The sequence below is a fragment of the Rhodothermus profundi genome, from assembly GCF_900142415.1.
Classification (GTDB): Bacteria; Bacteroidota; Rhodothermia; order Rhodothermales; family Rhodothermaceae; genus Rhodothermus; species Rhodothermus profundi.
This window is the reverse complement of sequence record NZ_FRAU01000008.1, coordinates 20680-45777: the sequence shown is the minus strand read 5'-3', so window position 1 is coordinate 45777 and position 25098 is coordinate 20680. Positions and strand designations below refer to the sequence as shown.

At 59.7% G+C, this 25098-nt stretch carries 21 protein-coding genes; 5 read left to right on the top strand and 16 right to left on the bottom strand.

What is annotated here, in order from left to right; translation table 11 throughout:
- Positions 1 to 140: 140 nt before the first annotated feature.
- Both purK and purE read left to right on the top strand, forming a co-directional pair.
- Entirely contained in the window at positions 141 to 1328 is a 1188-nt protein-coding gene (purK, locus tag BUA15_RS11215; RefSeq protein WP_245772024.1) for a 5-(carboxyamino)imidazole ribonucleotide synthase, read from the top strand.
- Between the two features lie 17 nt (positions 1329 to 1345).
- Positions 1346 to 1855 carry a 5-(carboxyamino)imidazole ribonucleotide mutase gene (gene purE, locus BUA15_RS11210; RefSeq protein ID WP_072716083.1) on the top strand — a complete coding sequence of 170 codons (510 nt, stop codon included), beginning with the start codon at positions 1346 to 1348 and terminating at the stop codon, positions 1853 to 1855.
- Between the two features lie 23 nt (positions 1856 to 1878).
- Here purE and BUA15_RS11205 read toward each other — a convergent pair whose 3' ends face one another.
- The 11 genes from BUA15_RS11205 to BUA15_RS11155 all read right to left on the bottom strand — a co-directional run bounded on the left by BUA15_RS11205 (position 1879) and on the right by BUA15_RS11155 (position 17714).
- Complete coding sequence (locus BUA15_RS11205; protein ID WP_072716148.1) at positions 1879 to 5331, bottom strand: methylmalonyl-CoA mutase family protein; 3453 nt, start codon at positions 5329 to 5331, stop codon at positions 1879 to 1881.
- 111 nt (positions 5332 to 5442) lie between these two features.
- Complete coding sequence (locus BUA15_RS11200) at positions 5443 to 6339, bottom strand: 1,4-dihydroxy-2-naphthoyl-CoA synthase (protein WP_072716082.1); 897 nt, start codon at positions 6337 to 6339, stop codon at positions 5443 to 5445.
- A 76-nt stretch (positions 6340 to 6415) separates the two neighbouring features.
- A complete protein-coding gene (locus BUA15_RS11195) occupies positions 6416 to 7045 on the bottom strand; it encodes a 4'-phosphopantetheinyl transferase family protein (protein ID WP_245772023.1) in 630 nt (209 codons plus the stop codon).
- Between the two features lie 64 nt (positions 7046 to 7109).
- Positions 7110 to 7739 (bottom strand): superoxide dismutase, encoded by a 630-nt coding sequence (locus BUA15_RS11190; RefSeq protein WP_072716081.1) that lies wholly within the window; start codon positions 7737 to 7739, stop codon positions 7110 to 7112.
- Positions 7740 to 7839: 100 nt separating this feature from the next.
- Positions 7840 to 8391, bottom strand: a complete 552-nt coding sequence (locus BUA15_RS11185) for a hypothetical protein (RefSeq protein WP_245772022.1) — start codon at positions 8389 to 8391, stop codon at positions 7840 to 7842.
- Between the two features lie 3 nt (positions 8392 to 8394).
- Positions 8395 to 9756: a 16S rRNA (cytosine(967)-C(5))-methyltransferase RsmB gene (rsmB, locus tag BUA15_RS11180; RefSeq protein WP_072716080.1), complete on the bottom strand. Its 1362-nt coding sequence runs from the start codon at positions 9754 to 9756 to the stop codon at positions 8395 to 8397.
- 66 nt (positions 9757 to 9822) lie between these two features.
- Positions 9823 to 10284 (bottom strand): hypothetical protein, encoded by a 462-nt coding sequence (locus tag BUA15_RS11175; RefSeq protein WP_072716079.1) that lies wholly within the window; start codon positions 10282 to 10284, stop codon positions 9823 to 9825.
- 102 nt (positions 10285 to 10386) lie between these two features.
- Complete coding sequence (locus BUA15_RS11170; RefSeq protein WP_072716078.1) at positions 10387 to 11703, bottom strand: RagB/SusD family nutrient uptake outer membrane protein; 1317 nt, start codon at positions 11701 to 11703, stop codon at positions 10387 to 10389.
- 17 nt (positions 11704 to 11720) lie between these two features.
- Positions 11721 to 14948: a SusC/RagA family TonB-linked outer membrane protein gene (locus BUA15_RS11165; RefSeq protein WP_218587580.1), complete on the bottom strand. Its 3228-nt coding sequence runs from the start codon at positions 14946 to 14948 to the stop codon at positions 11721 to 11723.
- 133 nt (positions 14949 to 15081) lie between these two features.
- The gene (locus BUA15_RS11160) at positions 15082 to 16638 is read right to left on the bottom strand and encodes an FAD-dependent oxidoreductase (RefSeq protein ID WP_072716076.1); all 1557 of its coding nucleotides are present in this window, start codon (positions 16636 to 16638) and stop codon (positions 15082 to 15084) included.
- A 95-nt stretch (positions 16639 to 16733) separates the two neighbouring features.
- Complete coding sequence (locus BUA15_RS11155; protein WP_072716075.1) at positions 16734 to 17714, bottom strand: NAD(P)H-quinone oxidoreductase; 981 nt, start codon at positions 17712 to 17714, stop codon at positions 16734 to 16736.
- A 129-nt stretch (positions 17715 to 17843) separates the two neighbouring features.
- Here BUA15_RS11155 and mdh point away from each other — a divergent pair, with 129 nt between their 5' ends.
- Positions 17844 to 18782: a malate dehydrogenase gene (gene mdh, locus BUA15_RS11150; RefSeq protein ID WP_072716074.1), complete on the top strand. Its 939-nt coding sequence runs from the start codon at positions 17844 to 17846 to the stop codon at positions 18780 to 18782.
- A gap of 163 nt (positions 18783 to 18945) precedes the next feature.
- Here mdh and BUA15_RS11145 read toward each other — a convergent pair whose 3' ends face one another.
- The 3 genes from BUA15_RS11145 to BUA15_RS11135 form a co-directional block, all read right to left on the bottom strand.
- Complete coding sequence (locus tag BUA15_RS11145; RefSeq protein ID WP_072716073.1) at positions 18946 to 19509, bottom strand: superoxide dismutase family protein; 564 nt, start codon at positions 19507 to 19509, stop codon at positions 18946 to 18948.
- A gap of 114 nt (positions 19510 to 19623) precedes the next feature.
- On the bottom strand, positions 19624 to 20139 hold the full coding sequence (locus BUA15_RS11140) for a hypothetical protein (protein ID WP_072716072.1): 516 nt from the start codon (positions 20137 to 20139) through the stop codon (positions 19624 to 19626).
- Between the two features lie 115 nt (positions 20140 to 20254).
- Complete coding sequence (locus tag BUA15_RS11135; protein ID WP_272482046.1) at positions 20255 to 21244, bottom strand: isoaspartyl peptidase/L-asparaginase family protein; 990 nt, start codon at positions 21242 to 21244, stop codon at positions 20255 to 20257.
- 248 nt (positions 21245 to 21492) lie between these two features.
- On the opposite strand from BUA15_RS11135, the gene BUA15_RS11130 reads away from it, so the two are divergent.
- Positions 21493 to 22158, top strand: a complete 666-nt coding sequence (locus tag BUA15_RS11130) for an RNA polymerase sigma factor (RefSeq protein WP_072716071.1) — start codon at positions 21493 to 21495, stop codon at positions 22156 to 22158.
- Positions 22159 to 22461: 303 nt separating this feature from the next.
- On the opposite strand, the gene BUA15_RS11125 is transcribed toward BUA15_RS11130, so the two are convergent.
- Entirely contained in the window at positions 22462 to 23400 is a 939-nt protein-coding gene (locus tag BUA15_RS11125) for a calcium/sodium antiporter (RefSeq protein WP_072716070.1), read from the bottom strand.
- A 133-nt stretch (positions 23401 to 23533) separates the two neighbouring features.
- Between BUA15_RS11125 and BUA15_RS11120 the strand changes: the two genes are divergently transcribed.
- Positions 23534 to 24166 (top strand): 2OG-Fe(II) oxygenase, encoded by a 633-nt coding sequence (locus tag BUA15_RS11120; protein ID WP_072716069.1) that lies wholly within the window; start codon positions 23534 to 23536, stop codon positions 24164 to 24166.
- On the opposite strand, the gene BUA15_RS11115 is transcribed toward BUA15_RS11120, so the two are convergent.
- The gene (locus tag BUA15_RS11115; protein ID WP_072716068.1) at positions 24163 to 25083 is read right to left on the bottom strand and encodes a prolipoprotein diacylglyceryl transferase; all 921 of its coding nucleotides are present in this window, start codon (positions 25081 to 25083) and stop codon (positions 24163 to 24165) included. The two genes, BUA15_RS11120 and BUA15_RS11115, sit on opposite strands and share 4 nt — an antisense overlap.
- Positions 25084 to 25098 lie beyond the last annotated feature (15 nt).

Below are 25098 nucleotides of genomic sequence, written 5' to 3'. Positions count from 1 at the left end.
GACCCGCGGAGAGGCCACCCTGCGTCTGCTTCCCGGAAAATGGGCCTTGCTTAACACGCCTGCTGTCAATTCGAGAGTTTAGGAGATCCTTTGCAGAGCTTCCATTGTCTCGTTCGGCGATTCCCTGTATTTTGGGGCGCATGTACGAAAAACGCCGCAAGCTCATCGGGATGTCGGTGGTTCGAACCCCAAATATTCCGGTTATTGGCATTCTGGGCGGGGGACAGCTTGGCCGCATGACGGCGATGGCTGCCCTTCGGATGGGCCTTCAGGTGCGGTTTCTGGTCCCCCAGCCTACTGGCTCGGCCGAAGGCCTGGGCGAAGTGGTCGTTGGAAACTGGCAGGACCCCGACGTGCTGCGCCGCTTTGCCGAAGGCTGCACGGTAGTAACGGTCGAGAGTGAATGGGCGCCGGCTGACGTGCTGGAACCGGTACTGCCTGAAGGCACCACGCTCTGGCCTCGTGCGGAAACCCTTCAAATCATTCGAGATAAAGGGCAGCAAAAGCGCGTGCTGGCCGAAGCCGGACTGCCACTCCCTGCGTTTGCCTGCTGCGCAACGCTGGAGGAAGCTCAGGCTGCCGCGGAGCGGTTTGGCTATCCGGTCGTGCTGAAACGCTACCGCGGCTCTTACGACGGCTACGGCAACTTCACCGCTCGCTCGCCGGAGGCGTTGCAGACCGGATGGGCCCGGTTAGCCCAGGAAGATGGCCTGCTTGTCGAGGCCTGGGTTCCATTCGTTCGAGAACTGGCCGTGCTGGTGGCTCGGAGTCCCGGCGGAGAAGAAGTGATCTACCCGGTAGTCTATACCCGGCAGCAAGACCACCGCTGCTACCTGGTGCAGGCCCCGGCTGCCATTGACCCCGCCGTCGCAGAGGAAGCCCGGCGCGTAGCACGGGCTGCTGTTGAAACTGTTGGGGGCATCGGGATTACCGCGGTAGAACTGTTTGAACTGGCCGATGGGCGCATTTTGATCAATGAATTAGCGCCGCGCCCGCATAACACGGGGCACTACACCATCGAAGGGTGCTATACCTCTCAATTTGAGAACCATGTACGGGCTGTGCTCGACTGGCCGCTGGGATCGCCTGAGCTGCGAGAACCTGTAGCCGTCATGGTCAACATTCTGGGACGACGCAGCAGCAACAGCATTGAGCTCCGCGGGCTGCCGGAGGCGCTGCGCATTCCAGGCGTGGCCGTGCACCTGTATGGGAAAACGCAGGTGCGACCCGGACGTAAAATGGGCCACGTTACCGCTACTGGAACCGATCCGGAAGACGTGCGCCGCCGCGCTGAAACAGCCGCCGACCTGATTGCTCGCTACCTGTAAACCAACCTGCAACCGTCATGCCTGCCGCCGCTACGCCGCTGGTCGGTATTGCTATGGGCAGTGAATCCGATCTGCCCGTCATGGAAGAAGCAGCCCACGTGCTCGACGCCTTTGAAGTGCCTTACGAGATCCGGGTACTTTCAGCCCACCGCACCCCCCACCGGATGCTGGAATATGCCCGCACGGCCCACACGCGAGGGCTTAAAGTGATTATTGCCGGCGCAGGCGGCGCTGCCCATCTCCCCGGTATGATTGCCGCTGCTACACCGTTACCGGTTATTGGCGTGCCCGTTCCGACCCGTCACCTTCAAGGTCTTGATTCGCTCCTCTCTATTGTACAGATGCCGGGGGGCGTGCCGGTGGCTACTGTGGCGATCGGGCAGGCGCGCAACGCTGGCCTGCTGGCCGTGCAGATCCTGGCCTCGAGTGATGCAACTCTACTCCAGCGTATGCTGGACTATAAGCAACAACTGGTAGAAAAAGTCGAGCAAATGGACGCTCGGGTGCAAACGCGCTTTGCCTCTTAGCGCACCCAGCGTCCAGGCTCTGGCTACATATTCCGACGGTACTCGCCCCCTACTTCAAACAGCGCCTGCGTGATCTGCCCCAGCGAACAGTAGCGCACCGTCTCCATTAACTCGGCAAACACGTTCTCCCCGCGACGCGCGACCTGCTGCAGCCGCTCCAGCATATGGGGCGCCCGGTGGGCATTCCGCCGCTGAAAAGCGCGCAGGTTCTCAAGTTGGTGCCGCTTTTCCTCTTCATGCGAGCGCATGAGCGCCGTCGGCGCATCGTGCGACTCGCCGTTCTTGGGCAGAAACGTATTGACGCCGATGATGGGAAGCTCGCCGCTATGCTTTTTGCGCTCGTAGAGCAACGATTCTTCTTGAATTTTGCCCCGCTGGTACATCGATTCCATGGCGCCCAGCACCCCCCCTCGGCGGTCGATGCGCTCAAACTCTCGAAGCACGGCTTCTTCAACCAGATCGGTCAGTTCCTCGATAATGAAGCTGCCCTGCAGGGGATTTTCGTTTTTGGCCAGCCCTAACTCTTTGTTGATGATCAACTGGATTGCAATAGCACGCCGGACGCTCTCTTCAGTCGGAGTCGTAATGGCCTCGTCGTAGGCGTTGGTGTGCAGCGAGTTACAGTTGTCGTAGATGGCCATCAGCGCCTGCAACGTCGTGCGGATGTCATTGAAGGCAATTTCTTTGGCGTGCAGGCTGCGCCCGGAGGTCTGGATGTGGTATTTGAGTTTCTGGCTGCGTTCGTTAGCGCCGTATTTGTCCCGCATCACCACGGCCCAGATGCGCCGGGCCACGCGCCCGATCACGCTGTACTCTGGATCCATGCCATTTGAGAAGAAGAACGACAGGTTGGGCGCAAAGTCGTCGATGTGCATGCCCCGGCTCAGGTAGTACTCCACGTACGTGAAACCATTGGCCAGCGTAAAGGCCAGTTGCGTGATCGGATTGGCCCCTGCTTCGGCGATGTGGTACCCGGAGATCGAGACGGAGTAAAAATTGCGGACTTTGTGGTCAATGAAATACTGCTGCACGTCTCCCATCAGGCGCAGCGCAAACTCGGTGGAAAAGATGCAGGTGTTCTGCGCCTGGTCTTCCTTGAGGATGTCGGCCTGCACGGTGCCGCGCACAACGGAGAGCGCCCGGGCCTTGATATTTTCATAGGTTTCGCGGTCCAGCAGGCCCCATTCGACCAGTTCGGCGCCGCTTGTTCCCAGCAGGCCCAGTCCGGTGCCGTCATGCGTAGGAGGCAGGCTGTCGACCCGTCCCTGTGGCCCGAACGGCACGTAGCGTGGCCGGTCGTCTCCCAGACGCTCGGCAATGACGCGGGCCACCTCTTCCCAGCGCCCGATCTCCCGCAGGTAGTACTCCACCTGCTGGTCGATGGCCGTATTCAGGAACATAGCCAGAATCATGGGCGCCGGCCCGTTGATGGTCATCGACACGCTCGTCTTCGGATCGCACAGGTTGAAGCCCGAGTAGAGCTTCTTCATGTCGTCGAGCGTGCAGATCGACACGCCCGCATTGCCGATCTTGCCGTAGATGTCCGGACGTTCATCTGGATCGCGGCCGTAGAGCGTCACCGAGTCGAAAGCGGTCGAGAGCCGCTTGGCTGCCATGCCCTCCGAGATGTAGTGGAAACGACGATTGGTGCGTTCGGGCGTTCCTTCGCCGGCGAACATGCGCGTAGGTTCTTCCTCGGTGCGCTTGAACGGATAAACGCCGGCGGTGTACGGAAAGTAGCCCGGCAGATTCTCTAGGAGCGCAAATCGCAACCGTTCTCCGGGGTCTTCATAGCGCGGCAGCGCCACGCGCGGCACCCGGGTGCCGGCAAGCGATGTGTGGTAGAGCGGCGTGCGAATCTCCCGGTCCCGCACTTTGTAGGTGAACGTCTCCTGGCGATAGCGCTCGGCTGTGGCGTCCCATTCTTCCAGGATGCGCTTGCAGCGCGCGTCCAACTTGTCCCACCAGTGGCGGATCATCTGATCCAGTCGTTCCAGCAGGCGCTCCTGATCCTCAGGCGCCCAGCGTTCTACCTGGCGTCGCGCGCCCACCGCTTCGCCCCACTTGCGGGCATAGGTTACCTGTTCCTCGACCCACTTCCGGTAGTTGCGACAGGTCTCGACAATCTCGCCCAGGTAGCGTTCGCGCTTCGGGGGAATAATGGCCTGCCTTTCTGGATCGACTTCAGGAAGATCTTCCGACCTGAACAGACGCGAGGTTCGTCCGAAATGAAACCGTTCGTTGAGCAGATCCAGCAGCGCCAGGTAAAGCCGCGTCGTGCCCGGATCATTGAAGTGCGAAGCCATGGTGGGAAAAACGGGCATGGCCTCGGGAGGCTGGTCGAAGGCGCCCCGGTTGCGCTGCACCTGTTTGCGGATGTCCCGCAGGGCATCCTGGCTGCCTCGTTTTTCAAACTTGTTCAGCACAATCAGATCGGCCAGGTCGAGCATGCCGATCTTTTCGAGCTGGGTCGGGGCGCCATAGTCCTGGGTCATCACATAGAGCGTTACATCGGCCAGGTCGACAATTTCCGTGTCACTCTGGCCGATACCGGCCGTTTCGACAAAAATCAGGTCGAATCCGGCCGCCCGGCATACCGCAATAGCCTCCTGAAGCGACTCTGAAATAGACCGATGTGCCTGGCGCGTGGCAAAAGAGCGCATGTAGACCCGGTCGCCGTGCTCCCCATAGAGCGCATTCATACGAATGCGGTCGCCCAGCAGTGCGCCGCCAGTGCGCCGCCGGGTCGGATCGACCGAGAGCACCGCAATGTGAATATCCTCAAAGTCATTCAGAAATCGCCGAATTAGCTCGTCGGTTAGCGTCGATTTTCCTGCGCCACCAGTGCCGGTGATGCCCACCACCGGCGCCGTGCGCACTTCCGCATCCGGGAAGCCATCGCCTCCTGCAGGTTCTGGCACCAGATGCGCCGGCACCTGCTCAAGCAGCCGCGCCTCGATGGCCGTCAGCACCCGGGCCAGCGCTTGCTTGTCCCGCTGCCGCACCCGCTCCAGTTCCTCTTCTTCGAGCTGGCGCACGGTTGGAAAGTCACACTGCTCCAGCATGTAGTTGACCATGCCCTGCAAGCCCATGCGCAGCCCGTCCTCCGGCGAAAAAATTTTGCAGACCCCGTAGGCCTCCAGCTCCCGGATCTCCTCTGGCACGATCACGCCACCGCCACCGCCAAAAACTTTAATGTGCGCGGCTCCCCGCTCCCGCAGCAGGTCGATCATGTACTTGAAAAACTCCATGTGCCCGCCCTGGTAGCTTGAGACGGCGATGCCCTGCACATCTTCCTGAATGGCCGTCTCCACGATCTCCAGCACCGATCGGTTGTGGCCCAGGTGAATCACTTCCGCGCCGCTGGCCTGCAACAGGCGGCGAATCAGATTAATGGCGGCGTCGTGCCCGTCGAAAAGACTGGCTGCCGTTACAAAGCGGATGCGGTGCTTGGGTTTATAGACACGCGTTTCCATGGCCATCTCAGGTTTTCGCAAGCGCTTTCAGCTTTAGAAAACAAAAAACCGGCCGTAAAGGTTCGGCCGGCCAGGAATTTTCGGCTCGCAGGGAAGCCTGCAAGAACCTGGTTAATAGTACCAGGGAAAGGATGAATAGTCGGGTCGCCGCTTTTCCAGGAACGCGTCGCGTCCTTCCCGGGCTTCTTCGGTCATGTAGGCCAGTCGCGTGGCCTCGCCGGCAAACAACTGCTGCCCGATGAGTCCGTCATCAATCAGGTTAAAGGCGTACTTGAGCATGCGAATGGCGGTGGGGCTCTTTCGATTAATTTCAGCCGCCCATTCCAGTGCGACCTCTTCGAGCTTTTCGTGCGGCACCACAGCATTGACCATACCCATCTGATACGCTTCTTCTGCCGTATAGGTGCGCCCCAGAAAGAAGATCTCCCGGGCTCGCTTTTGTCCCACCATGCGGGCGAGATAGGCCGAGCCAAACCCTCCGTCGAAGCTGGCCACGTCGGGATCGGTCTGCTTGAACAGCGCATGCTCTCGGCTGGCAATCGTCAGGTCGCACACAACGTGCAGGCTATGTCCTCCCCCCACAGCCCAGCCCGGCACGACAGCAATCACCACCTTGGGCATAAAGCGAATGAGCCGCTGCACTTCCAGAATGTGCAGCCGTCCCATGTGCGCCTTAGCGGCCGGCGTGTCGTCTCCTGCCTCGTATTGGTAGCCCGACGGTCCCCGCACGCGCTGGTCCCCTCCTGCCGAAAAGGCCCATTTGCCATGTTTTTTGGAAGGACCGTTCCCTGTTAGCAGAATCACACCCACATCGGGCGTTTGGCGTGCATGATCCAGCGCCTGGTAGAGTTCATCGACGGTTCTGGGCCGGAATGCATTGAGCACTTCGGGCCGGTTGAAGGCGATGCGTACCGTGCCCTGGTCCTTGGCCCGATGATACGTGATGTCCTCGAACTGAAATCCCGGGACTTCCACCCAGCGATCCGGATCGAAGATAGCTGAAACCATGGGATTATCTGCGTTTTGGTGAAACAACTTCCCAGAGGATGGTTGGCCAATATAGGATGCAAACAGCCGGCATGCGCTATGAGTTTTCTGGCCAGGCGAACGCCCAGACGTAGCCCTCACGCTCTGCCGCCTGCACGCGCCAACAGGTGCCATCTTCCAGGCGCATTCGTCCCTGCGTCGGAGTCTCCAATACGAGGCGCAAGCGTTTCGGAGAGCAGCGCAGCCCGACCCCCATCCCTTTTAGCACCGCTTCCTTGAATGCCCAGCACCAGACAATCGCCTGTCCTGGATCGGTCTTAAACTGCTGGAGCACCGGGTACTCTTCGGGATGCAGCACGTAGCGGCAGAGCTCTGGCGGCCGCGGTCTGAGGCGCTCCAGATCGACGCCAACCGGATGCGGAGCGGCTGCAGCCAGCGCCATGTCTTCGGCATGTGCAATCGACACGAACAGTCCGGTGCCGGGCACCTGCGGTGGCTCGTCCGGCTGCGCCACCAGCGGCACGCGGTCCGGCGGAATGCCCAGGCGCGTGGCCAGAAGCTGCCGGGCGGCTGCTCGCCCCAGCAAAAAGGCGCGCCGGCGCTGCGCCTGGCGGAATGCGTCCAGTCGCTGGCGTTCTGCTGCCGACAGCCACGTCTGCCATACCGCTTCCCGGGCGGAGTCGTAGCGCAACCAGTTCCAACTGATGGTCTCTGGCAGTTCCATCATGTACCGGTAACAAAAAAGGCAGAGCTCGTGGCCCTGCCTTTCACGTTCCAGCCTGTGCTACAGTTCAGGCCGCCGCGACTTTTGCCAGCGCCTCCTTGTAGTACTGGGCTACCTGCTCCCAGTTGACCACGTTCCACCAGTTCTGGATGTACTCAGCGCGGCGGTTCTGGTATTTCAGGTAGTAGGCATGCTCCCAGACGTCCAGCCCCAGAATCGGCGTATGGCCCTGCATGTAGGGGCTGTCCTGGTTGGGCGTCGAATAGACCTGAAGCTTACCGTTTTCATCTACAACCAGCCAGGCCCAACCGCTGCCGAAACGTCCGGCAGCCTCAGCCGAGAACTTCTCTTTGAAAGCCTCAAAAGAACCAAAGGTAGACCTGATCGCCTCGGCCAGTTCGCCGGTAGGTTCTCCCCCCCCATTGGGCTTCATGATGGTCCAGAACAGGCTATGGTTGGCATGCCCACCACCGTTGTTGCGAACGGCCGTGCGAATAGCCTCTGGAATTTCGTTGATGCCGCGCAGCAAGTCTTCAATCGACTTGTTCTGCAGTTCCGGATGGCCCTCGAGCGCTTTGTTCAGCTTATCTACATAGCCCTGATGATGCTTGGTGTAATGGATTTCCATGGTGCGGGCATCAATGTACGGCTCAAGGGCATCATAGGCATAGGGCAATGGGGGCAGCGTGAAAGCCATAGCGTCTCCTTGAGTTGGTTTTGGGGTGTGTTGGATCGCCGCAGGCGTTCCTCCCACGGGAATGGTTCTAACGGGAAAGATAAGAGGAAAGTTTTCCGGGTTAACCAGATCGTAACACTTCCAGCAATCGTTCGTAGTCGCGCGCGCTCAGCTTTCCTTCCTGTCGCAACCGCTGCAGGGCGGCCTGCACGGCCGGTAGATCAGTCTGCGTTGATGACGTTTCCCGGGGAAATGGCGCCCGCAGCATGGCTTCTTGCAGAAAGCGCGCCACGTAGGGCGCCGCTTTAGGCTTGCCGGAAAAGTCCAGCGTAAGCGTAAATGTGGCGCGTCCCCGGTTGACCTGCAGTACAATGCGGCGTCCGCCGAGCCACCGTCGCTTCAGTTCAACACCTACGAGATCTTCGTAGCGGACGGTCTGGGCCGGCTCCAGATCCAGATTTTGAAAGACAAACCGGTCGTGCAAAAAAACGGCGCCATCTCGGCCGGTCCCCATCAGGGTGGCATCGTACAGCGCCAGTACTTCGTGCGGGTGCACTTCCTGCGCATAATCGGCCAGTGCCCCCCGCAGCCGATCTTCCGGAATGTGCGGTGCCACAAACAATCCCCACTGGGGGGCATGGGGAATCAGTTCGCGAATCAGCTCCTCCACCATCACTCAGCTTGTTCGACGCAGTCGTGCCGCAAAGGCGCCATCCATCTGGTCGCGCGGCGGCCACGTGGCAAAGAATCCTTCAGCGGTAACCATAGCGGCAGGCACCCAGGCATCCGCTCGTTCTACGGTGAAGTTTGGATGGCGTGCCAGAAACGCCCGGATGCGCTCCTCATTCTCCTCCGGTTCAATGGTGCAGGTGCTGTAGACAAGCACGCCTCCCGGACGCACCAGACGGGCAGCTGCTTCCAGCAACTCATCCTGCAACTGAACCAGTTCGCTCAGGTCTTCCGGCTGGCGATGCCATCGCAGATCAGCCCGTTTCGCCAGCACGCCCAGTCCGGTGCAGGGGACGTCCAGCAGCACGCGGTCTGCCTGCAGGTCAGGATACCGCGTGGGGACCTCCCGCAGATCGACGGCTTCTGCGACGATGCTCGTCAGCCCCTGTTGCAAGGCCGCTTTTCGGATGAGTTCCACGCGCCGGGCGTGCACGTCGAAGGCCAGCACGCGGCCGTGATCACGCATTCGGGTGGCAATGTACGTGGTTTTGCCCCCCGGTGCTGCGCAGGCATCGACGATTGTCTCTTCTGGATGGGGATCCAGCAGCCGTACGACCAGGCCAGCGCTTTCGTCCTGGACCGCCAACAATCCTTTCTCAATCAGTCGATCTTCCAGAATAGGGCCCAATCGCCGCACGCGAATAAAGTCGTCCAGCACGGGGGAAGGTTCGGCTTCAACGCCTCGGTCGGCCAGGCGATGCAGCACCACATGGCGGGCGATGCGATCCGTGCGCACGCGCACGCCAAACCAGGGACGCTCGTTATTGTAGCGCAAAAGGGCTTCGGTCTCGGCAGGTCCATACCGCGCCAGCCAGTGCTGCACCATCCAGGTTGGATGAGAATACCGGATGGCCAGATCTTCGGCGGTATCGCCTGTTTGCGGCTGTGGCAGAAAGTCGCGCTGGCGCAGCAATGTGCGCAGGACAGCATTCACCACAGCCCCGGCCTGCGGCCGCACAAGCCGCCGCGCCAGTTCGACGGCTTCGTGCAGGGCCGCGTAAGGCGGCGTATCGGTAAAAAGCAACTCATAGAGCCCCAGATACAGAACGTACCGCAGTCGGGGCTCCATTTTGTCATAGCGTCCGCGATAAGCCTGAGCTAGCAAAAAGTCGAGCCAGCGGCGCCAGCGGGTGATGCCCGCAACATACTCGGTTGCTCGCCGCCCGGCTTCTGGCTCCAGCTCATCGGTCAGCCCGGCCGAGATGAGCCGATTGACATAGGCCTGATCCGTTTCAATGCGTTGGAGCAGACGCACCGCCTCCCGGCGGGCCGGATCAAGGCGTTTGCGAGAAGCGCGAGCTCTGGGCATAGGCCTACGACCCCAAAGGCACGGACGTATGTGGATTATGGGTATGCGGAATAGTAGCGCTTACTATTAGAAGAACTCGTTGTAGGGAGGTGTTCCTTTTACGCGGAAATAAACAAACTGTAACAAAGGAATGGTTTCCTCTGGTCTGGTATCATACCGGAGCTGATCATCAATCCAGACGCGCATGCGGACGCCCGCCGCACCCGGGCGCAGCCGCACAAAAAACCGCTCCCGCAACCGAATGTCATATTCCTGATTGTAAGGCAGTTGAATCTGTAAGGTGTCGGCTTCTAAAAAGTAGACCAGCAACGTATCTCGGCGGGCAATTCCTGCTTCATCCAGAATGGCCGTTCGTTGCAAAAGGAAATTTGTAGATGTTACCAGAATTAGCGTACTGTCGGAGGCACCTTCAATGCGAAGTCGGGCTCGCTCTGGCGCATCCTGCCCCCTGAGCAAATCACAGGCGCCCAGCAGCAACAGGCACCCGAGACTGCCCACAACCCCGAGCCAGTTACCCCATCTACGCATCGCCAGCTTGCGGTCTGTTGGCTAAAAAGGGAAAAAAGGAGGTGCCGAAGGTCGTCTTCGGCACCTCCCACCTCCGCTTACACTCACGCACGCCGCCCTGGTTCAGTCAATGTAGGGATTAGCGCGGCGCTCAATCGCAGTAATCGGGAAGAAGGTCCCCGGCTGACGCATGGCGGTTCCATCGGGCCGCCATTCGGGCGCCGGATCATCGAAGCGGTAGTGATCAGCCAGGCGTCTTCCCTGGAGGAACAGGTACGCCTGGCGGCTATGGCGCAACATCTCGATGGGTTCAACTCCTGACGTCGCTGGATCGTAAGGCGAAAGCCCATCGCGCGTGCGCAGCGCGTTGATATGGGCCGCAAAGGCATTGACATTACCCGCCGCAAGCTCCGCCTCTGCCAAGATCAAATGCATTTCCCGTTCCGAGGCAACCGTAATATCCGTATAGTTTTCGGACGAATGAAATGCCATGATCTCCTGCTCCACATAAGGATGCACTACATCATCAATCAGGTCTTTGAAAATAACCGCCTCTGTCCGTTTATTATCTGGCGTCGGCTGAATATAGGTATCTCCGAAACGCATTTCCAATCGGCTGTTGACCTGCCAGCCAATTCCCGCCACTACCACATCCGGTGCACTGGGATCCAGATCCAGCAACACACGCTCGTTTGGACTCACCAGGGCCAACGCCGCCTGCGCATCAGCAACCGCTCCAGGATCATTCACCAACGCATTCACCTGCACATTTCCCGGGAAGATGAGGGCGCGAAGCGCCCGGCTATATTTCGTTCGTGCCCGGAACATGAGCAACTGGCCCCGCAAATTATCATCGTTCAGGGCCTCAGCAACGGCAATGGCCTTGTCCAGGTAACCGATGGCCGTTGCATAAACCTGATCCAGGTTCTCCCGGCCTATCGGCGGCGCTGGCTCTTGCCGGTTGGAGAACGCAAAATCATCAAACATATCCCCAATGACCACATAAATGATCGCGCCATAAAGATAGGCTCGAGCCAACGCCCGTCTATCTGTTAGCGCCCCTTCCTCCTGGAAGCTCTCCAGACGTTTGATCACCTCGTCTGCCCACCACCGCGCTTCTGCCACATAGGGGAAGGCAGCATCAGTGAACTCATTATACGGGTCATCAATGTTGCCAAAGTCGAGCTGCTGCCAGGCATCCCGCGATCCGACCCATACCAGCTCATCTGTAGCGGTAGAATAGGGGGCCATCATTGCATAGACCGCCCGCGTCACCGCAGCCTCCACCCCATTGACCATGGGGATGATGGCTGCGGGATTGTTCAAATCTTCTTCCACCAAGTTATTCGGGTTGTTGACGTCCAGCAGGTTACAGCCGGCAACCCCTAGCATCAGCCCGAAAGCCAACAACCCCGTCCAGATACCTTTATCGTACCGCATGGCACTCTCCATATGGGTTAGAATCCAAACCGAACCGTAAACGTCACCCGCCGCGGCAGCACAAAGCCAAAGGCATCCACGCCATCCAGATAGTTCTGCGAAAGCTGGCTGCCGCTGCCACGTCCTACCGCATTCACTTCCGGATCCGGTCCGTCGTAGCGCGTCCAGAGCGCCAGGTTACGCACGCCCAGCGTGAACGACAGCCGGTCGATGCCCCACAGCCGCTGGAGCTGGGAACGCGGCACCTCATAGGTCAGGCTGAGCTCACGCCAGCGCAGAAAGTCGGCTGGCTTGATACCATTCAGGCCGCTGAAAGGCGCCAGGGCCAACAGCTCGTTCAGCCAGCGTTCCAATGCCCGCAGCCGCACCTGCGGATCGTTCTTGGGATTGCCGTTGGCATCTACCCCACCGGTGGCATAATCCCGCACCACTTCTGCCGACCACGGCAGGTTCCGTCCAATGACCGGGTTGGCCTGGCGGAAGGCAAACGTCAGGTTGTTGACGTAGTAGTTGCCCGCCTTGAATTCAAAGGCTGTAAAGATCCGGAAATTCCGGAAGAGTCGGATGGTCGCGCCAAAGGACCCCTGCCAGTCGGGCGTGGGCTTGCCGAGGTAGTGATCCAGCAAGTCGCCGTCTCCGTCCTCATCGGCCAGCAGGACCAGCGCCAGGGATTGCGGCATGCTGACCCGTCCGTTGGCCGGGTTGATGAGATCTTCCGCACGCAGCGTGGCCAGATAGGCCAGCACCTCATCCCGGGTGTCCGGCTGCCCATCGCCGTTGAAGTCCACCGGCAGGCGATCCGGCCCAGTCGGCAGTAGCTTGGCACCAAAGTGGGCACCTGGCGCATACCCCTCAATCAGGAAGTTACGATAGCGCGGGTATGCCCCCCCGACTTTGATGGGCGGCGCCCCACCCATGTCGGTGACCTGCTCCCACAGGTAAGACGCGCTGGCAAAAATGTCGATGGATAGATTTTCACTGTTGTAGAGATTGCCCTTCAGGCCCAGCTCAACTCCTCGCGCCTTCAGCTCCCCGATGTTGGTAAGCTGACGCGCCCGGAAGCCACCCGTTACCGGGAACTGCTTGTCCACCAGCGCATCGCTCACCACCCGATCCCAGTAGGTGGCGTCCACGGCAAGCCGGTCCTGCCACAACCCGAGCTCCACTCCCACTTCCCATTCTGTCGAGATCTCGGGCTTCAACTTGGGATTCCCCAGGTTTCCTGGAGCAATCCCCGGTCCGCTGACAGAAGCAAGCGGGACATAAGTGGTCAGCGCGTCAAAGGCACCCGGCTGCAGCCCGGACTGCCCGATAGCCGCACGCAACCGCATCGAGGAAATCGGTCCTAGCGGGCGCCAGAAGGGAGCATCCGAGGGAATGAAGCTCAGCGAGGCCTTGGGATAAAACACCGCGTCAAATTCCGAACCGAACGCACTGTTTGCGTCCAGGCGGCCGCCAATGGTCAGGAACAGATAGTCGTTGAACCCGATCTGCTCCTGCGCAAAAATCCCCAGGTTGACCACTTCCAGGAACGACTCAAACACCGACTGCTCGGCAGCCCCGCCGGTCACGTCAATACCTGGACCAGGGAAGCGACGCCCTTCGGCCGACTCTTCAATACGCCGCGTAATGAATCCCTGCGTTCCCAGAATGAAGACCGACTCCAGCGACGAGGTCAGACGCGTGCGATGGGTTAGCTTGATGTCGGCCGTAATGTCGAGCGAGTTCAGGTCACTAATGCGCCGCACGCCTTCCGGATTGTAGCGGCTAAACTTGTCGATATTCCACCCGAAGGGGAAGACCTCCCGGCTGAGCTGGTTGACCACGTCCACGCCAAAGGTGGCGTCGAACATCAGCGGCCGAGAGGGACGATAGTTCAAGTTCAGGCTGCCGAAGAAGCGGTCAACGTCCTGCGAGTAAATCTGCTGCAACCCTTCGTTGACGGTCATGAAGGCCGGCGAGCCCGTCTGGTTGTTGAAGCGAACCAGCTCGGGCTTGCTGAACATAGCCAGCGTAAAGGCCGCAAAAATGTTGTTATTGTTGTTAGGCGTCTCGTAATGCCGCCGCGTCAGCCCCGTCGTTACCCCGATCCGCAGCTTATCGCTGGGGAAAATGTTAATCGTTGCGGTTGCCTGACCGATCCGGTTAATGTCGGCGGAAAGGGTACGCACACCCGGCGGATAACGCCGCCCTGTCTTTCCACCGAACGGCCCATCTTCGCTCGCCCAGCGCAGATTCAGGAAATAGGTAACGCCTGGGGTTCCGCCCGAAACGGAAGCCGAGTAGGACTGATGATACCCGGTCTCAAACAGCTCATGGATAAAGTTCTCCTGCACCAACTCGAAGGGCCGCACCGTACGCCCCAGATACTTCGACATGGTATCGGCAATCGCCTGGTTCCAGGCAAAGCCCGTATTGGGCGGATAGATATGCGGATACCACGAAGCACCCTGCTCAATGCGGAAGTTGAACCGCGGGGGCCCTACGGCTCCTCGCTTGGTGAAGATCTGAATCACGCCGTTCGAGGCCTCCGTGCCATAGAGCGTAGCTGCCGCTGCTCCTTTCAGTATTTCGATCCGCTCGATGGCCTCCGGGTCCAGATCGTCCAGCCGCGAAGGCGAACCGCCCCCGCCGGTGCCTACGAAACCGCTACCAAAACCGCCCCCACGATTGATGCGAATGCCGTCGATATACACGATCGGCTCATTGCTCTGCGAAAGCGACGCCGAACCACGAATGCGAATGCGCGCCCCTTCGCCCGTAAGGCCGCCCGATGGCAGCACGGCCACCGAAGGTTCACGCGCCATCAGCATTTCCGAAAGATTCTGCACCGGCGCCAGCTCCAGCTCGGCCGCATTAATGGTCGCAATCGTATTCCCCAAGCGCTTCACTTCAACCGGGCCACCCGCGCCGGTAACGACCACTTCCTGCAGGTTCAGGGCCGTCTGCTGCAGCGCAAAGTTTACCGTGACCGTAGCCCCTTCTTCGACCGTTACCTGCCGGGTCTCGGTTCGATACCCAATGAAGCTGACTTCCAGCGTATAGGTCCCCGCCGGAACACGCTCAATGGTATAGTTGCCGTCAATGTCTGTCGCGGCTCCACGTAGCAGCTCACGAATCACGACGTTGGCGCCTGGAATGGGATCCTGCGTCTCTGCATCCACCACGCGCCCTTGAATTGTGCCCTGAGCCAGCACGCTACCAGGCACCAGCAACGCCAGTAACAGCACGCATCCGATGCGCATAATCGCTCCCCAGTAGTTGGTTAAGGTGTACATTTAAGGGAAATCAATTTGGCCTAATTTTAAAACAGAATTGATTTTTCCTTCAACACCTTTTTGCGCTGATTGGTCAAAAATCTGGGCTGAACCGTCAATTTCAGGTATTGGACAGATAAGCGCGCACTTTTTCGATATCAGGAAGTGGATCGTCCAGCAGCAGGCCGTGCAGGCGGGTCAGCTCATACCCGCGTCCCATCCCGGCCACCGCCCATACCTGATCGTTGCGCAGATAAAATGCCAGAAACTTGCGAGAAGCCGGATCGCCCTCAAGCACCACCTCATCCCAGGATTCTACGTACCCCAGGTACTGCAGGCTCACGCCAAACTGACGCGTCCAGAAAAAGGGAATTCCTTGATAGGGCTGTCGCGCCCCTGCCGCATTCATGCCAGCCAGCCGCCCCTGCTGCGCAGCCACCCGCCAGTGCTCAATCCGGATAGGCGTACCGGTACGCCAGTCGGGAAATCGGGCAGCATCCCCCGCCACAAACAGTCCATCCGCCGCCTGCAAATACGCATCGACCAGAATACTGCTATCAGGAGCCTTCTGCACACCCTGCACAAACGCTGCTGCCGGCTGCACGCCCACACCTACCACCACCAGTTCGGCTGCCAGCACGTTTCCATCGTCAAGCACCACGCGCTGCACGCGATCTGTTCCCTCAAACGCCTGCACCGTATGCCCCAGCTTGAACGTCACGCCGTTTTCCTCATGCAGCGCCTGCAACACGCGTCCGACCTCCACCCCGAGCGTGCGCTCAAAGGGCACCGCCTCCGGGGCCACGACCGTTACCTCAAGCCCCAGATGCCGCAGACTTTGCGCCACCTCCATGCCAATAAAGCTGGCGCCTACAACCACAGCCTGCCGCGCCTGCTGCGCTGCCGCCCGAATCGCACGACTGTCTTCAAGGGTGCGCAGCGTGAAAATTCCGGCCAGGGTGACACCGGGCACTTCCAGCTGGCGGGGCTGCGCTCCAGGCGCCACTACCGCCGCATCATAGGACAGTACGGTGCCGTCGTCTAACGTAATCGTCCGGGCCGCAGCGTCCAGCCGCACTACCGACCGCCCCTGCACGACCTCTATACCGGCCGTTTCATAAAAAGCCGCATCGCGCAACGGCATCCAGGCCTCGGGCGCCTTACCGGCCAGATATTCTTTGCTTAGATTGGGCCGGTCAATCGGTGGGAATTCGCTTCCGGCTATCCACACCACACGTCCGCCAAACCCCTGAGCCCGCAGGGCTTCGACAGCGTAGGCTCCCGCACACCCTGAACCCACCACAACGGCTGTGCGCGTATCCTGGGCCTTGCGCCCTCCCAGAGCTGGCTCTTGCCGCCCAGGCACCTGCTCCGGCAACTCGACCAGTACCTGCGCCCCTTCAACGCGCACCGGAAAGGTCGGCAGCGCGTCCATTCCCGGAGGCTCCAGGTGGGCCCCTGTGCGCACGTGGAAACAGGCATGATGCCAGGGACAGATGATGCGCTCGCCATGCAACACGCCTGTTGCTAACGGAGCTCCGTAGTGCGTGCAACGCGCCCCCAGGGCATAGAATTGCCCGTCCAGGCGTACCAGTAACAGCTCGACCCCGTCCACATTTACCTGTTTCATCTGGCCGTCGGCCAGCTCCTCGACATGCGCTACGACATGCACCGGCATAGCAGGTAAGTAGCTGTTTCTAAGCTTTGCAACGCATCTTCCAGAAGATAACCCCCCCACAGCCAGCCGTCCAGCCTTCTGCGTTGTCCTTCTGGTCAGGAAATGCGCAGTACGATTTTCCCCACGTTCTGATTGGCTTCCATGCGGCGGTGCGCGTCAACTACTTCCGTCCAGTCATAAATGCGATCAATAACGGGCCGCAACCGACCGGCCGCAAAATCGCTCAGAAAGCGCTCGGCAAATTCCTGGGTCAGCCGTCCCTTGTAGTCGCGCGATCGGTTGCGTAGCGTTGACGCCATCACATGAGCCCACCTGGCAAAAAGCAGCCGCAAATCGAACGAAGCAACCCGGCTTCCGCCCAGGGTTGCCAGCAACACGATCCGACCATCAGGCGCCAGGCACCGCAGGTTGGCCGCTAAATAAGGAGCGCCTACAAAATCCAGCACCACGTGCACGCCGTTTCCTCCGGTCGCCTGCAACACGCGTTCGGCAAAGTCCTCCCGTCGGTAATCGATGGTCGTTTCGGCACCTAACGCCTGGCAGACGCTATGCTTGGGCGCCGAAGCAGTGATGTGCACGTGTGCCCCTATGCGGCGCGCCAGTTGAATCGCAGCGGTTCCTACCCCGCTGGCACCTGCATGCACCAGCACATGCTCGTTTTTCTGGAGCTGCCCCAGCCAGCACAGCGCCTGATAGGCCGTCAGAAATACCTCTGGAATGGCCGCCGCTTCTTCACACGACAGATTGTCCGGAATCCGCATGGCCATCGCCGCCGGCAACACCGCATACTCAGCATATCCGCCCCCTTCTACCAGCCCAAACACCCGATCTCCCATCTGCCATCCCGTTACGCCCGGGCCCAGGGCCACCACCGTACCCGCCACGTCCAGTCCCAGAATCGGGCTGGCGCCCGGAGGTGGTGGATACTTTCCGGCCCGCTGCAACAGATCGGCACGGTTAAGTGACGTAGCGCATACGCGCACCAACAGCTCACCAGGACCTGGCGCAGGTGTTGGAAATTCGCCAATGTAGAGATTTTCCGGACCACCTGGTGCCCTAACCAGAACGGCTCGCATGGTCTTCGCTGAGCTACCTTATCACAGCCTTTGCCGGCAATTTACACAGCAATGCCTTTCTTTTCGGCCTTGCCGTGCTATTTTTAGCAAAAAGATGGCAATTCCGCTCACCAAAGCCAATGAGATGCCATGAAAGTTACGATTATCGGTGCAGGGAACGTAGGCGCCACCGTAGCTGAATGCGTGGCCCGCAAGGACATGGTCGATGAAATCGTGCTCGTCGACATCGTCGAGGGCCTGCCCCAGGGTAAAGCGCTCGACATGCAGGAAGCGGCTCCTATCCACGGGTACGACACGCGCATTATCGGCACGAATGACTACCGCGACACCGAAGGCTCCGACATCTGTGTGATTACGGCCGGATCGCCCCGCAAGCCTGGCATGAGCCGCGATGACCTGCTGGCTACCAATGCCAGGATTGTACGCTCGGTTACCGAGCAGTTTGTCAAGGGCAGCCCCAATGCCATCCTCATTGTGGTCTCCAATCCGCTCGATGTAATGACCTACGTGGCCTATAAGACCAGCGGCTTTCCCAGCCACCGCGTAATGGGCATGGCTGGCGTGCTGGACACGGCCCGATTCCGCACCTTCATCGCCCTGGAACTGGGCGTGTCGGTGCGCGACGTTCAGGCGCTGCTGATGGGCGGCCACGGCGACTCCATGGTTCCGCTGCCTCGCTATGCCACCGTCAGTGGCGTCCCGATCACGCAACTGCTGCCTAAAGAAAAGATTGAGGCCATTGTCGAGCGCACCAAGTTCGGGGGCGGCGAAATTGTCAAACTCATGGGCACATCCGCGTGGTATGCTCCCGGGGCTGCTGCCGCGGAAATGGTCGAAGCCATTGTGAAGGACTCCAAGCGGGTACTCCCCTGCGCCGCCTACGTGAATGGCGAATATGGGCTGAAAGACCTGTTCATTGGCGTGCCCGTCCGGCTGGGACGCAACGGGGTCGAAGAAATCATTGAAGTGGAACTGAACGAGGAGGAACGCAAACTGCTGGAGGCTTCTGCTCAGCACGTGCGCAAAGGCATCGAGGACCTGGAGCGCATCGAAGCAACGGCTGGCTGAAATAGTCTGGATCCCCCGAAGGGGCTGCCTGCCGGGCAGGCAGCCCCCTTTTTTATACACCTACCTATCCCCTTCCAATGCCGCACCTGTTGATTTCTCGGCGGGAAAACGCCAGCAGCACTTCCCGCCACCTGCTGCATAAACCAGCGGCGCGTACTGGTCGCTACTCACCGGCTGGAGCCGCCACCCCTATGACCCCGCAGGCCAACCGTCCCCCGGCATTACCCGTAGGCTGCGAGGTCAGATCATCTTCCGCAGCATGCACGATCACGGCCCGGCCGATGATGGCCCGCGGTCCGTGAAAGGCCACTACGGTATCCACGCGGCTGTAGTGGGCCATTCCCTGCTCATCCGCTTCCAGGTTGCCCAGGTCTCCCACATGCCGCGCCGCCTGATCGGGCCCCCCATGCGGCTGATCGGTCGGATTGAAGTGGCCACCGGCGGAGGTGGCATCCGGGGCACTGCAATCCCCCCAGGCATGGATGTGAAAGCCATGGCGCCCGGGCGTCAGCCCCGATACGGTGGCTTCGATCCGAATGCCTTCGGCAGTTTCCGTGAAATACACCACGCCTTCTACCTGACTACCCTCGGTCGGATGCAGCACAGCAACCGCCCGAGCAATGGCAGGTAGCGCCGGCGTTTCCGCAGGCGGCGAGGCCGGCTGCTGACAGGCTGCTCCCAGTAGGAGCAACAAAAGCAACAGGCTTCCTGAAGAAAACGCGCGCATGCTTATTCTATCGGTTGGTCCTTAATGGGAACGGTCGACCGGTAAAAAAAACGCATTCGCCCTCAGAAATTCCACCGATGCCTGCTGGACGTGCGGATAAGCAAGCCCTCTCCGTTAATCTTCCAGTCCAAAATAGGCCTTCACCGCACTGTAATTGCGCCAATCAATCGGGGCCTTTGCTGCCGCAAATCCATCAATGATGACCACCTTAAGTTGCCGGGGCGTCTGGACCAGCGCCAGTTCACGCAGGTTGACCGCGCTCGTTGAGGCCTCATAAAAGACTTCTAGAAACCCCACCTCAAAGGCATAGCCCAGCGTAACGGTAAAATCCACCGCCGGAAGCTCCGGCGACTCATATGCAAAGACGTAGGGCAGTGCCGTCCAGGTGCCCTGTTCATAGAAGTACAGCAACACCGCCCCACCGGCCACGACATCGGGCGTGATCTCGGGTATATCATACCCGACCGAGGCCACCGGACCGTTATAGCGGAGATCCTCCGGATTCAACGTAAAGGTAAACGAGATCACGTTTGCATTGCCTGGAGGCCCTGGTGGTCCGGCCGGTCCTTCGCAGGCAGCCAGTGCTATTGCTCCTGCAACAGCAACCAGAAACAGGCGATAGGTCCGCATGACTATTTGCTGGATCGTTTGGGGGGACATGCGCTTCAAACAGCAAGGGGCGCACCGATGCGCCCCCTGGCTTGCTTACAGCCGACAGTGTCCAATGCAATGGACGGCAGGCCGTTTAGTCGCGATAGATCTGAATGGTGATGTGGCCGTGTTCGTCCACGTAGCCCCGGTACATTCCCTCCGTGTTGAACACCATGGCCACCCGTCCGTTACGGTCCAGTGCTATTACGCCCCCGGTACCTCCCATGCGGGTCAGCGTACCATGAATTACCGCGGCGGCTGCTTGCTCCACCGTCAACCCTGCATATTTCATGAGCGCCACAATTTCATGCGCGACCGCCGCGCGAATGAAGTACTCGCCCTGGCCGGTGGCCGAGATAGCACACGCTGCATTGTCCGCATACGTGCCTGCTCCGATAATGGGCGAATCCCCCACACGCCCAAATCGCTTCCCCATAATGCCCCCGGTTGACGTACCCGCCGCCAGATTGCCGTAGCGGTCCAGCGCTACCGCACCCACCGTGCCGTACGCATGCTCCTGCAACTCAGGCACAGCCCCCATGCCCCGCTGCTGCATGCGACGCAACTGTTCACGTCGAGCGGGCAGAATAAAATACTCGTTGGGCACCAGCTCCAGTCCCTGCTCCTGCGCAAATGTTTCAGCACCGCGCCCGACCAGCATCACGTGCGGCGAAGCTTCCATGACGCGCCGCGCCAGCACAATGGGATTCTTGACCGTCTTGACGCCGGCCACCGCACCGGCCTGCCGCGTGCGCCCTTCCATGATCGAAGCGTCCAGTTCTGCCGTTCCCTCGCTGGTCAACACAGCCCCCCGCCCTGCGTTGAACAACGGGGAATCTTCTAAGACCTGGATGGCGGCGACGACGGCATCTAGGCTGGTCCCTCCTTTTTGCAGCACCTGATAGCCGGCTTCCAACGCCTCCCGAAGGGCTGCCCGATACTGCTGCTCGCGCTCCGGCGTCATGCGATCCCGGGTAATTGTGCCGGCGCCTCCATGAATGGCCAGCACAACCCGCACCGTATCTGCGCGCTCCGTAAGACCTGCCGGGGTCGCGCTTCCCAACCAGCCCGGCACGCCTACCATCAGCAACGCAATCAGCAATCCTTTCATGGCTTTTATGCGCAGGTTTTGCGAAAACCCTGTGAGATATGAAGCGAACCGCCACATCGTTACAATTCCTGTAGGCTGTGTTGCGTAAACTTACAGAGCCCGCAGGATAAAATCAGAAGTTTTATTATTTAACGAAAATTTCGTATCCTTTTTTGTTGGGATCATATATATTGGTAAGTCTGTAAAATTTTTGAACCAAACCCAACAAGCCAGACGAAACCGTGCTGCATAGAACACGCATCGTCAAAAAAACCCAGCGCCCCCGTTCGGAAGAGCCTGAACAGCAGGACCGCCTGGCGCTGCTTCAGCAGATGAGCGACGAAGACCTGATGGAGCAGTTTCAGGCGGGCACGGTGGAAGCGTTCAATATCCTGGTAGAGCGCTACTCCGAACGGTTGATGCACTACCTCTACGGGTTCCTGGGCGATGCCCGTCGCTGCGAAGACCTGCTGCAAGAAACCTTCCTGCGCGTCTACCGCAACCGGCACTCCTATCAACGCATTGCCAAATTCTCGACCTGGCTGTACACCATCGCCGGCAACCTGGCACGCTCGGAGTACCGGAAACGTAAGCGGCGGCGCGTCTATTCCATCCAGTCGGTCAACCGTGACGACGAGGAATACGAAATTGCGCTGCCCGACGAAACGTTCGCGCCCGATAAACACGCAGAAAGCATTATCCAGGACAAGTACATTCAGGAAGCCCTGCGTAGCATTCCCCCGGACTTCCGCGAAGTAGTCGTGCTGCGGGACGTGCAGCAGCTCACTTATGAAGAAATTGCCCAGATTACCGGGCTGCCCATGGGTACGGTTAAAAGCCGCATCAACCGGGGACGCACCAAACTGCAGGCGCTCCTGAAAGACATCTACGCCCCCGAGGAAGTATAAAACTTCCCACAGAACCGCACAAAAAAGCGGCGTTCTTCAACGAACGCCGCTTTTTTATTTAACCGGCCAGAATTCCTATCAGAATCATCAACGCCGCAAACCCCAACAAAATCCCCAGCGCCAGTAACAACTCACGACGGCGACGACGGCTCAGCCAGGCCATAATGCATCATGATACAGGTGAAATCCTGTCGATACAAATATCTATGACAAACAGCAAAAACGCAAACGCACCCCGGCCCCTCTACCGATGCTGCCTGCTCCAACTTGTCGTTGCCTCCAGCCAAACCGCCGCGCAGGCGCTCACGGAGCCAGCGTATAGAGATAAGCCGCGTAGATAATCAAAAGCAAGCCGCCCTCCCAGCGCATCATGCGAAATCGACTCCAGAAAAGCGGCAGAATGAGCAGCGTTACCCCTGTCATAACCGCCAGATCCAGATTGCGCAGCCCACTGCTCTGAATGGGGTGCACCAGGGCCGTCAGCCCCAGAATGGCCAGAATATTGAAAATGTTGGAGCCCACCACATTGCCCACCGCCAGGTCGGCTTCTTTGCGAATCGAGGCCACAATCGTAGTCGCCAGCTCCGGCAGGCTCGTTCCTACCGCCACTACGCTCAGTCCGATCACGGCCTCGCTCACCTGAAGCGCCCGCGCCAGCGCAACGGCCGCCTCGACAAACAAATCGGCCCCGGTCAGCAGCAGCGCCAGTCCTCCCCCGGTAAACAATAAATCTAACCAGACGCTACGCGAGGGACGCGCGGGAACGTCCAGCGAAACCGTCTGATTGGTCCGGCGAGCAATCCAGAAACTGACCCAGAGATACAGAATCAGCAGCCCGAAAAGCACCGCCCCTTCTACCCGACCAATGCGATGATCGTGCAACATCCAGAGCATCAATAACGTGCACCCGATCGCAACTGGCACGTCAAAACGCACCAACTGAAGCTGAATGCGAATAGGCCGAATGGCAGCCGCTACACCCAGAATCAAGGCCAGATTTGCAATGTTGGAGCCCACCACATTGCCCACGGCAAGATCGGGGCTCCCTTTCAACGCGGCCCGCAGGCTGACCCCGAGCTCCGGGCTGCTCGTGCCAAACGATACTACGGTGAGTCCAATCACAAGCGGCGTCAGTCCCAACCGCAGCGCTAACGCCACACTTCCCCGAATCAGTCCCTCTGCCCCTACGTACAGTAACAGACCGCCAACAACCAGTAGCAACAGACTTAATGCGGGCGTCATGGTTTTCTATGCTGGTCATCTTTTGCCGCGATTCCACGAAAAGCGGCAGCTAAAGTTTTAGAACAGCCTGTAAAAAGCGGGAACCTTTCGGAGCCCCTGACGATGGAGCAGCCCGAGACGCGCAAGCGCCTCGATGCAGATGGCCTCCTGGATTGAGCCGTTCATCGAAACCCTCGCCCAGCGCGGCTGGGCTACCACCACGGAAGCTTTTACTCCCGACCAGATCCAGGCGCTGCATCAGGAAGCGCAGGCGCTGGACCGTGCCGGAGCGTTTCGCCCGGCCGCTATCGGACACGGTACGGCTCAGGCAATCCGGCACGACATTCGGGGCGACCGCATCTACTGGCTGGATCCGGAGCGTCCAACTCCGGCCCAGACCGCCTACTGGCAGGTAATTGACACGCTGCGCCAGCGCCTGAACGAAACGCTCTTTCTCAGCCTGCGCGATGCGGAGGCGCACCTGGCTATCTATCCCCCGGGTAGCTTTTACCGCCGCCATCTCGATCAACACCGGGGACGCCATTTACGCCTGATTACGTTGGTGCTATACCTGAACCCTCACTGGCACCCCGAAGATGGCGGTCAGCTTCGCCTCTACCCCGATCCCTATGCTCCGGACCAGGGCATCGATGTGCTTCCCAAAGGCGGCTTGCTTGTCGGCTTCCGGAGCGATACGATCCCGCACGAAGTGCTACCGGCGCGCCGCACGCGCTACAGTCTGACGGGCTGGCTGCGCCGCTTTGATCCGCTGGCGCTGCTACGTTAACCAGCCTGTGCTTCGGGGGCAGGCACAGACGCTGGCTCGGCTCGACGCCAGTGCCAGATCAGGCCAACCAGACCGCCTACCATGAGCAGCACGGCAATCACCTCGGCCTGCGTTACGGAAAGCCCCAGGAAGTCGAACCGATTGTTCACGCGGATCTGCTCAATCAAAAACCGCTCAAGTCCGTTCAGCACCAGGTAAAGCGAGAACAGCCACCCTGGCCGAAACGGGTGCTTCCGAAGCGCCCAGAGCACGCCAAAAAGCACGGCCGCCATCGCAAACTCGTACAGGGAGGTCGGATACACAGGCGCTGGAGGCGGCCCAATGATCGCTCTCGGGTAACTTTCGGCCCAGAGCCACATGGGAAGCCAGTCCGGTTTGGCCGCCAGATCAGCAGCAATGCCCCAGTCGCCGTCGCCGGCTAAATGGCAGCCAATGCGCCCGATCCCATAGGCCAGCATCAATCCAGGCGCTGCCGCGTCGGCCAGCACGGGAATAGCAATACCTTTCTTGCGGGCATACCAGGCTACGCCGAACGCCCCGAAAATGAGGCCTCCATAAAAGGTAAAGCCACCCGTGGAAAAGAGCATGCCGACCGGGTCCAGCGCAAAATCATCCAGATTCTCCAGAATGTGGAAGATCTTGGCCCCTACAAACCCAAAGCCGACCGCAACCAGCGTCATGGTGCCAACCAGGGAGGCCGGACTAACCTGACGCGTACGGACGCGGCCCCGTTTATCCCGCTCCCGCACGCGCACGCCCGGCAATTGGCCCGATCGGTAGCGCCGGTCCAGCTCGCGGGCGGTTAGCCAGGTGGCCGTTAGCACGGCTATGGCCACCATGGCCCCAAAGGAATAGATGGGGAACGGTAGTTCGATCCCGAACAGATCTTTGAACAGATCGCTCAATCGTGGATACATGACGCCTTGTCTGGA